Below are 7809 nucleotides of genomic sequence, written 5' to 3' on the forward strand. Positions count from 1 at the left end.
CACGTGGGGACGCCTGTCCAATTAGAGTGTCCGCGTACCTGCGGCTTCGACGGAGGAGTGCCATGGGCGAGACGCACGCTCCCGGGACGGTGCGCCCCGGTGGCCGCACCGCCCGCATCCGCGCCGCCGCCCTCGGGGCCGCCGCCGACATCCTGGTCGAGAAGGGCTTCGCGGGGCTCGACCTGGCGGAGGTCGCCGGGCGCGCGAAGGTGGGGCGGACCACCGTGTACCGGCGCTGGGGGAGCGCCTCCGGGCTGGTCGCCGACCTGCTCGCCGACCTGTCCGTGCCGCCCCTGCCCGACCGGGCCGCCGACACCTTCGAAGACGACCTGCGCGCCAACGCCCTGACCGTGTGCGAGCGCCTCTCCGATCCCCGGCAGGGGCCCCTGTTCAAGGCCGTCGTCGCCGCCGCGACCTGCGACGCCCGCGCCGCCCAGGCGCTGCGCCGGTTCCAGCGTGTGCGCGTGGCCGAGTGGGGGCCGTGCGTGGTGCGGGCCGCCGACCGGGGTGAGGTGCCGCACGGCACCGACCCCGGGGAGGTGGCGCTCGCGGTGTCGGCGCCCCTGTACCACCGCCTGCTGGCGGGGTTCGGGCCCGTGGACGAGGCGGCGGCGGACCGCTCCGCGCGGGCCGCGGCCGCCGCGGCCAGGGCAGGAGCCTACGTACGCTGAACCGGTGACACACGACCCGTTCGTCCGAGTCCGCGGCGCGCGCGTGCACAACCTGCGTTCCGTCGACGTCGCCGTGCCGCGGGACGGCCTGGCCGCCTTCACCGGGGTGTCCGGGTCGGGCAAGTCCTCGCTCGCCTTCGGCACGCTCTACGCCGAGGCCCAGCAGCGCTACCTGGAGTCGGTCGCGCCGTACGCGCGCCGCCTCCTGCAGCAGGTCGGTGCGCCCGACGCGGACGCGATCACCGGGCTGCCGCCGGCGGTGGCCCTGAGCCAGCGGCGCGCCGCGCCCTCGGCCCGGTCGTCGGTCGGCACCATCGCGCTGCTGTCCAACTCGCTGCGGATGCTGCTCTCCCGCGCGGGCACCTACCCGGCGGGCGCCGAGCGCCTGGACTCCGACGCCTTCTCGCCCAACACCGCCGCAGGGGCCTGCTCGAATTGCGAGGGCATGGGGGAGGTGCTGGACGCCACCGAGCGGTCCCTGGTGCCCGACGCGTCTCTGAGCATCCGCCAGGGCGCGGTCGCCGCCTGGCCCGGCGGCTGGATGGGCAAGAACCTGCGGGAGATCCTGGAGGCGCTCGGGTACGACGTCGACGCGCCGTGGCGGGACCTCCCGCAGCAGGCGCGCGACTGGATCCTGTTCACCGACGAGCAGCCGGTGGTCACCGTGCACCCGGTCCGGGAGGCGCACCGCATCCAGCGTCCCTACCAGGGCACCTTCTCCAGCGCGAAGCGCCTGGTGATGAAGGCGTATGCGGCCTCCGAGAGCGAGGCGCGGCGGGAGAGGGCCGCGCGGTACCTCACCCGGTCGGCGTGCCCGGTGTGCGGGGGCCGCCGCCTCCGGGCCGAGGCGCTGGCGGTGACGTTCGCCGGGCGCACCATGCCCGAGCTCGCGGGGCTCGCGCTGTCCGAGCTGGCCGAGGTGCTCGACCCCTACGCGCGCGGGGACGAGGGCGCGGTCGCGGTCCTGGCGGGCGACGTGGTCGCGCGTATCCGCGTGCTTGAGCGGCTGGGGCTGGGCTACCTGAGCGTCAACCGCCCCGCGCCGTCGCTGTCCGCCGGGGAACTTCAGCGCCTCCGTCTGGGCACGCAGCTGCGCTCCGGGCTGTTCGGCGTCGTCTACGTGCTCGACGAGCCCTCGGCGGGGCTCCACCCGGCCGACACCGAGGCGCTGATGGAGGTGCTCACGGGGCTCAAGGAGTCGGGCAACAGCGTCTTCCTCGTCGAGCACGACATGGACGTGGTGCGCCGGGCCGACTGGGTCGTGGACGTGGGGCCGGGTGCGGGGAGCCGCGGCGGCCGCGTGCTCTACAGCGGGCCGGTGGACGGGCTGGCCGAGGCCGAGGCGTCCCAGACGCGGCCCTACCTGTTCGCGCCGGAGCGCACGGCGCCGTGCGGGCGGGCGCCGTCGGGGTGGCTGAAGCTGCGCGGCGTGCACCGCAACAACCTGCGCGGGCTGGACGCCGACGTGCCGCTGGGCGTGTTCACCGCGGTCACGGGGGTGTCGGGCGCGGGCAAGACGTCGCTCCTGCGTGAACTGGCCGACGGCGTCGAGGGGTTCGAGGGCGTCGACCGGGTCGTGGAGGTCGACCAGCGGCCCATCGGGCGCACACCACGGTCGAACCCGGCCACCTACACGGGCATGTTCGACGCGGTGCGCAAGCTGTTCGCGGCGACGGAGCAGGCGCGCGAACGGGGGTACGGGGCCGGGCGGTTCTCGTTCAACGTGGACGGTGGCCGGTGCGCCACCTGCCAGGGCGAGGGGTTCGTCTCCGTCGAGCTGCTGTTCCTGCCCAGCAGCTACGCGCCCTGCCCGGAGTGCAAGGGGGCGCGCTACGACCCGGACACGCTCCGCGTCACCTACCGGGGCAGGAGCATCGCCCAGGTGCTGGAGATGACGGTCGAGGAGGCGGTCGGCTTCTTCGCCGATGTGCCCGCGGCGGCGCGCCCGCTGCGCGCGCTCGACGAGGTCGGGGTCGGGTACCTGAGGCTGGGCCAGCCCGCCACGGAGCTGTCGGGCGGGGAGGCGCAGCGGATCAAGCTGGCATCGGAACTCCAGCGCGCGCGGCGCGGGCACACGCTCTACCTCCTCGACGAGCCGACCACCGGGCTGCACCCCAAGGACCGGGACCTGCTGGTCGCGCGCCTGCACGAGCTGGTGGACGGCGGGGCGACGGTGGTCGTCGCCGAGCACGACATGTCGGTGGCGGCCGGGGCGGACCACGTGATCGACCTGGGGCCCGGGGGCGGTGACGCGGGCGGGACGGTCACCGGGCAGGGGGCGCCTCGGGAGGTCGCGGAGTCCGGTGAGGGGAGGACGCCTCCGTTCCTCAGGGCCCGCCTCTCTCCCGGTGCGCCTTCCGCTCTGTGATGATGGCGCCATGTGCGACGAGGCGAGCCGGGTGAGGCGGAGAGCGGCGGGGGCCGAGGAGAGCGCCCGGGCCAGCCGGATCTGGTGGGAGAGGTCGGCCGACGAGTACCAGGGCGAACACGGGGACTTCCTGGGGGACAGCGCCTTCGTGTGGGGGCCGGAGGGCCTTACGGAGGACGAGGCGGGGCTCCTCGGGCCCCGCGAGGAGCTGAAGGGCGCCCGTGTCCTGGAGGTGGGCTGCGGCGCGGCCCAGTGCGCGCGGTGGCTGCGGGCGCAGGGGGCGCGCGTGGTCGGCGTGGATGTGGCGTTCAGGCAGCTGCAGCACTCCCACCGCATCGACGAGAACGAGGGGGCGGAGCGGCTCCCGGTCGCCCAGGCCGACGTGCAGCACCTCCCCTTCGCCGACGCCTCTTTCGACCTGCTCTGTTCCGCTTTCGGGGGGTTCCCCTTCATCCCCGACGCCGCGGCGGCCGTCGCCGAGAGCGCGCGCGTGCTGCGCCCCGGGGGCCGACTGGTGTTCTCGGTGACGCACCCGGTGCGGTGGATGTTCCCGGACGACCCGACGCGGTCGGGGATGACGGTGGCGCAGTCGTACTTCGACCGGAGGGCCTACATCGAGGAGGACACCGCCGGGAGGGCGGTGTACGTGGAGCACCACCACACGATGGGCGACTGGGTCGCGGCGATCGCCGGGGCGGGCCTGCGCCTGAGGCACCTGACCGAACCCGAGTGGCCCGAGCACAACACGTCGACCTGGGGCGGCTGGGGCCCCTACCGCGGCCGGTACGTCCCAGGCACCGCCGTCTTCACCGCCGAGAAGTGACCCTTTCCCTCCCTCGGAGGCAGCGTGAAGCTGAAGCTGGACCTGCACGACATCTTCAACAAGGGCCGGGACATCGACCGGGCCCTCAACGAGATCATCGACGAGGCCGTCCGCAAGAAGGCCAAGACGGTCGAGATCATCCCGGGCAAGGGCTCAGGCCAGCTGAAGAAGCGCGTCCTGAGGTTCCTGGAGCAGAAGGAGATCAAGGCCAAATACCACCGCGTGGAGAAGGACGGCAAGAACTTCGGCCGGTTGTTCGTCCACTTCAAGCACTGAGGCCGAGAGGTCCGGCGTGAACCTGCCGCGTGCCGGAACCGGGCGGCGGGGCGACTGTTGCGGTGAGATGGCGGCGACTCCGGCTCGACTTTTCCGTAATGCACGTATTGCGCTGGTGGTATGTCCAAAGTGCGGATCAGTGTCAGCCTCGAAGCGGACCAGGCCGAGCGGATCAGGGCCCACGCGGAGCGTGCCGGGATGGACATCTCCGCGTACATGGTCAACGCCGCGACGAGGCAGATGGCCGAGACCGCGGCGGCCGAGGCCGGGTTCGCGGCCATCGATGCCCTGATCGCCGGTGCCGAGGGGCGGACGGGACGACCGTGAGCCCGACGAGGACCTGAACCTCGTCTACGGTGCGGGTGACACCGCTCCCCGCAACCGCGGCGAAGGGGCGTGAGTCCCCGGGGTCCCCGTATACGACACGGGCATGCTCATCGGTTTGGCCGCGCGCAAGGCGAAGGCCGTCCGGATACACAAGGGCCTGCCCGGAGCCCCGCACCGCGCCGTCCTCCCCGGCCCGGTGCTCGCCCGGGTATGGCGACCGGATCCGGCGACGGTGCACGCTATGAGTGCGGTCCTCAAGGAGTGCACGGTCCCGCAGGTCCGCTCGTCTCCAGCCGCCCTGCGCCCCACGGCGGCGGGCCAGGCCGAGCGCATCGCCTGCGCGACCGCTCCCGACATCACCGATTGGCGGCGTATCGGAGCCGTACTCGGAACGGCGGACCTTCCCGCGAAGAAGTGGCCGGACGCGGTGGACGCGAGCGTTGCGTGGACCGCTGTGAAGCACCGGAGCGCAGTCGTCTTCACCGGCGACCCCGGGGACATCGGGGCGTATGTGGGAGCGATCGGCGCCGAGGATGTTCACATCGTCGCGGTGTGAGGGCCTCGGGCGGAGTCCGGCAAGGGATGAGCTGCGGCATCCGGGAACGGCGGACCTGTGCATCGGCCCCTTGCCCGGACTCCGTTCATGCGATCAGTCCTGCTGCGGGTAGTACAGGACCCGGGCCCTGTGGCCCGCCGCCTTTTCAAGTTTGGCGTCGTCGGTGAGCAGCGGTAGCTCCAACGCCTCGGCGAGTGCGATGTACATGGCGTCGTAGGAGGTGAGATTGTCCCGCAGCTCGTGTACGCGGGGCTGAAGCGGCTGCATCGGATGGCGGGTGATGTGCAGCCCCTGATAGCGCTCCAGCATCGTCCGTGCGCGCTGCTCCGTGATCCTCACGTGGGGCTTGCTCGTGTTGGACAGGCCGCGGACCACGCTGGACACCTCCGCGTCGATCAGCGCGGGGGCGTGTACCCGGCGGGTGAGGCGGCGGCGCAGCAGCTCGTCGTCCCTGCGTGCGGCCAGCAGCCTGATCACGATCGAGCAGTCGACGACATAGCTCATCGGCGGCCGTCCGACCTGAACTCCCGGAGGTCCTCCTCGGTGTACTCGATCGGTTCGTCCTGGGCCAGGCGCGCCATGACTTCGTCGAGCTCCGGCAGGGACGCCTCTTCGAGGATCAGCTCGCGGAGGTAGGCGGCCAGCGACAGGCCCCTGCGTGCCGCTCTCGCCTTGAGTGTCTCCACTGCCTCGGCCGGGACGTCCCGGACCTGGACAACCGTCGTCTCCGCCATGGCGCGAGTCTAGCATGCACAATGCATGCGTCGATGAAGAGTCGTTGGTAGGTGCCGGGATGCGCGGCGGCTCTGGGCGGTGCCGGGGCGGCCCGGGGCCGCCGTGTGGTGCCGGGTCCTACCCCGCCAAGAAGTCGGTCAGCGCACCCGCGACCGTCTCCGGGGCGTTCTCCATGGGGATGTGGCCTGCCCCCGGTACGCGTACGAGAGTCGTCTCTGGCACCTCCGAGTCGAAGCGCTCCGCGTAGTCCACCCTCTGGAACTCGTCGTCCTCGCCCCAGACCAGCAGCTTGGGCACCGGGGAGCCCTTCAGCGCCGGGAGCAGGTCGAGGGTGTACCGGCTGTCCGCCGCGCCCGCCAGGGCCATCCACGAGCGGCGCACGCGCGCCTCCGCCCAGGGGGACAGGTACTCGTCGATCAGCCCCTCGGTTGCGGCGCTCCCCAGCGCCGCCGTCACGACACGCCGACGCGCGGACAGGAACTCCTCCGCCGTGGTCGACGCGACCGCCTCCGGGTCCCGGAACCGCGCCACCGCCGGCACCGGCCAGGAGTCGTAGGTGACCGAGTTGACCAGCGCCAGGCGGGAGACCTCCAACAATCCGTGCACCAGGAGGTGCTGCGCGATCGCGCCCCCGATGTCGTGGCCCGCCACGGCGACGGGGCCGGAGACGCCCAGGGCGGACGCGGCCCGTGCCACCCGCTCGGCGAGGACGGGGACCGACGCGGTCTCCACGGTCAGCTCGCCGCCCGAGCGCCCCAGGCCGGGAAGGTCGAGCGCGAACGGCCGCAGCCCCGCCCCCGCGAGCCGGGGAAGGACCGGCTGCCACACCCGGCTCCAGTACGTGCCGTGCAGAAGGAGCACCGGAAGGCCGTCGTCCCGCCCCGCCGTCAGATAGCTGACCTCATCCGTGCCGACCAGGGCCGCCGCCCTGCGCACGCCCGCCTCCGCACCCGTCGTCCCCGTGCCTTCGCTCATGCCCCCACTGTGACCGGGCCGCGCCCCTCCCGCCGAGAGTCCGGAAAGACACCTGCGGGTACATTCCTGCCATGAGCCTGCACCGGGTGGTGGCCCTGATCAGTCCGCCGCAGTCCCCCTTCGAGCTCGCCTGCGCCTCGGAGGTCTTCGGCACGGTGCCGCCGGAATCCGCGCCCCGCTACGACTTCTCCGTCTGCGCCGAGCGGCCCGGCCCCGTACCGACCACCGCCGGGTACGCGATCCACGTCGACGCCGGGCTGGAGGCCCTGCAGGAGGCGGACACCGTGGTCGTCGCGGCCTGGAACCCCCCGGGTGCACCCGTGCCGCCCGCCGTCGCCGACGCCCTGCGCGCCGCCCACCGGAGCGGGGCGCGCACCGTCGCCATCTGCACGGGCGCGTTCGCCCTCGCCGGGGCCGGGCTCCTCGACGGCCGCCGCGCCACCACCCACTGGCGCCGCACCGCCCGGCTCGCCTCCGACTTCCCCGCCGTGCGAGTGGACCCGGACGTGCTCTACGTGGACCACGGCGACGTCGCGACCAGCGCCGGAACCGGCGCGGGCATCGACCTGTGCCTGCACTTGGTCCGCAGCGACCACGGCGCGGCCTACGCCGACCAGATCGCGCGGACCATGGTCCTGCCCCCGCACCGGGAGGGCAGCCAGCGCCAATACGCCGTGCGGCCCGCCCCGCCGAGGCCGGACACGTCGCTGGCGCCGCTGCTGGAGTGGGCCGAGGGCCGGATGGACCGCCGACTCACCGTGGACCGCCTGGCCGAACGCGCGGGCGTGTCCGGCCGCACCCTGGCCCGCCGGTTCACCGAGCAGCTCGGCACCGGCCCCGGCCAGTGGCTGCTCACCCGGCGCCTCGACGCGGCACGGGTGCTGCTGGAGGAGACCGACCTGCCGGTCGAGGCCGTCGCCACCCGGGTCGGGCTCGCCTCCGCCGTCAACCTGCGCCGCCGGTTCCGGGCCCGCTTCGGCACCACCCCCGGCGCCTACCGCCGCGCCTTCGGCCGGGCCCGGTAGGAGGCCCGGCAGGCCGAACGCGGCGGCGCCCTCAGACGTCGGCGGGGGGGGCC

10 protein-coding genes are annotated in these 7809 nt (G+C 73.6%); 7 read left to right on the forward strand and 3 right to left on the reverse strand.

Annotated features, from left to right (window positions below):
* Positions 1 to 62: 62 nt before the first annotated feature.
* The 6 genes from D476_RS0109245 to D476_RS0109270 all read left to right on the forward strand — a co-directional run bounded on the left by D476_RS0109245 (position 63) and on the right by D476_RS0109270 (position 5021).
* A complete protein-coding gene (locus D476_RS0109245) occupies positions 63 to 671 on the forward strand; it encodes a TetR/AcrR family transcriptional regulator (RefSeq protein WP_017623665.1) in 609 nt (202 codons plus the stop codon).
* 4 nt (positions 672 to 675) lie between these two features.
* A complete protein-coding gene (locus D476_RS0109250) occupies positions 676 to 3039 on the forward strand; it encodes an ATP-binding cassette domain-containing protein (RefSeq protein WP_017623666.1) in 2364 nt (787 codons plus the stop codon).
* A gap of 10 nt (positions 3040 to 3049) precedes the next feature.
* Positions 3050 to 3862, forward strand: a complete 813-nt coding sequence (locus D476_RS0109255; RefSeq protein ID WP_017623667.1) for a class I SAM-dependent methyltransferase — start codon at positions 3050 to 3052, stop codon at positions 3860 to 3862.
* 24 nt (positions 3863 to 3886) lie between these two features.
* A complete protein-coding gene (locus tag D476_RS0109260; protein ID WP_017623668.1) occupies positions 3887 to 4138 on the forward strand; it encodes a Smr/MutS family protein in 252 nt (83 codons plus the stop codon).
* Between the two features lie 120 nt (positions 4139 to 4258).
* Positions 4259 to 4465, forward strand: coding sequence for a plasmid mobilization protein (locus tag D476_RS32650; RefSeq protein ID WP_017623669.1), 207 nt, complete (start codon positions 4259 to 4261; stop codon positions 4463 to 4465).
* Positions 4466 to 4568: 103 nt separating this feature from the next.
* Positions 4569 to 5021, forward strand: a complete 453-nt coding sequence (locus tag D476_RS0109270) for a hypothetical protein (RefSeq protein WP_017623670.1) — start codon at positions 4569 to 4571, stop codon at positions 5019 to 5021.
* A 93-nt stretch (positions 5022 to 5114) separates the two neighbouring features.
* On the opposite strand, the gene D476_RS0109275 is transcribed toward D476_RS0109270, so the two are convergent.
* The 3 genes from D476_RS0109275 to D476_RS0109285 form a co-directional block, all read right to left on the reverse strand.
* Positions 5115 to 5525 carry a type II toxin-antitoxin system VapC family toxin gene (locus tag D476_RS0109275; RefSeq protein WP_017623671.1) on the reverse strand — a complete coding sequence of 137 codons (411 nt, stop codon included), beginning with the start codon at positions 5523 to 5525 and terminating at the stop codon, positions 5115 to 5117.
* The gene (locus D476_RS0109280; RefSeq protein WP_017623672.1) at positions 5522 to 5755 is read right to left on the reverse strand and encodes a FitA-like ribbon-helix-helix domain-containing protein; all 234 of its coding nucleotides are present in this window, start codon (positions 5753 to 5755) and stop codon (positions 5522 to 5524) included. The genes D476_RS0109275 and D476_RS0109280 overlap by 4 nt, the downstream gene beginning before the upstream one ends.
* Before the next feature lie 118 nt (positions 5756 to 5873).
* Positions 5874 to 6731 (reverse strand): alpha/beta fold hydrolase, encoded by an 858-nt coding sequence (locus D476_RS0109285; protein WP_239648645.1) that lies wholly within the window; start codon positions 6729 to 6731, stop codon positions 5874 to 5876.
* Positions 6732 to 6802: 71 nt separating this feature from the next.
* Between D476_RS0109285 and D476_RS0109290 the strand changes: the two genes are divergently transcribed.
* Positions 6803 to 7756 carry a GlxA family transcriptional regulator gene (locus D476_RS0109290; protein WP_017623674.1) on the forward strand — a complete coding sequence of 318 codons (954 nt, stop codon included), beginning with the start codon at positions 6803 to 6805 and terminating at the stop codon, positions 7754 to 7756.
* The last annotated feature ends 53 nt before the right edge of the window (positions 7757 to 7809 follow it).

It is taken from the genome of Nocardiopsis chromatogenes YIM 90109, from assembly GCF_000341185.1.
Lineage (GTDB): Bacteria > Actinomycetota > Actinomycetes > Streptosporangiales > Streptosporangiaceae > Nocardiopsis_A > Nocardiopsis_A chromatogenes.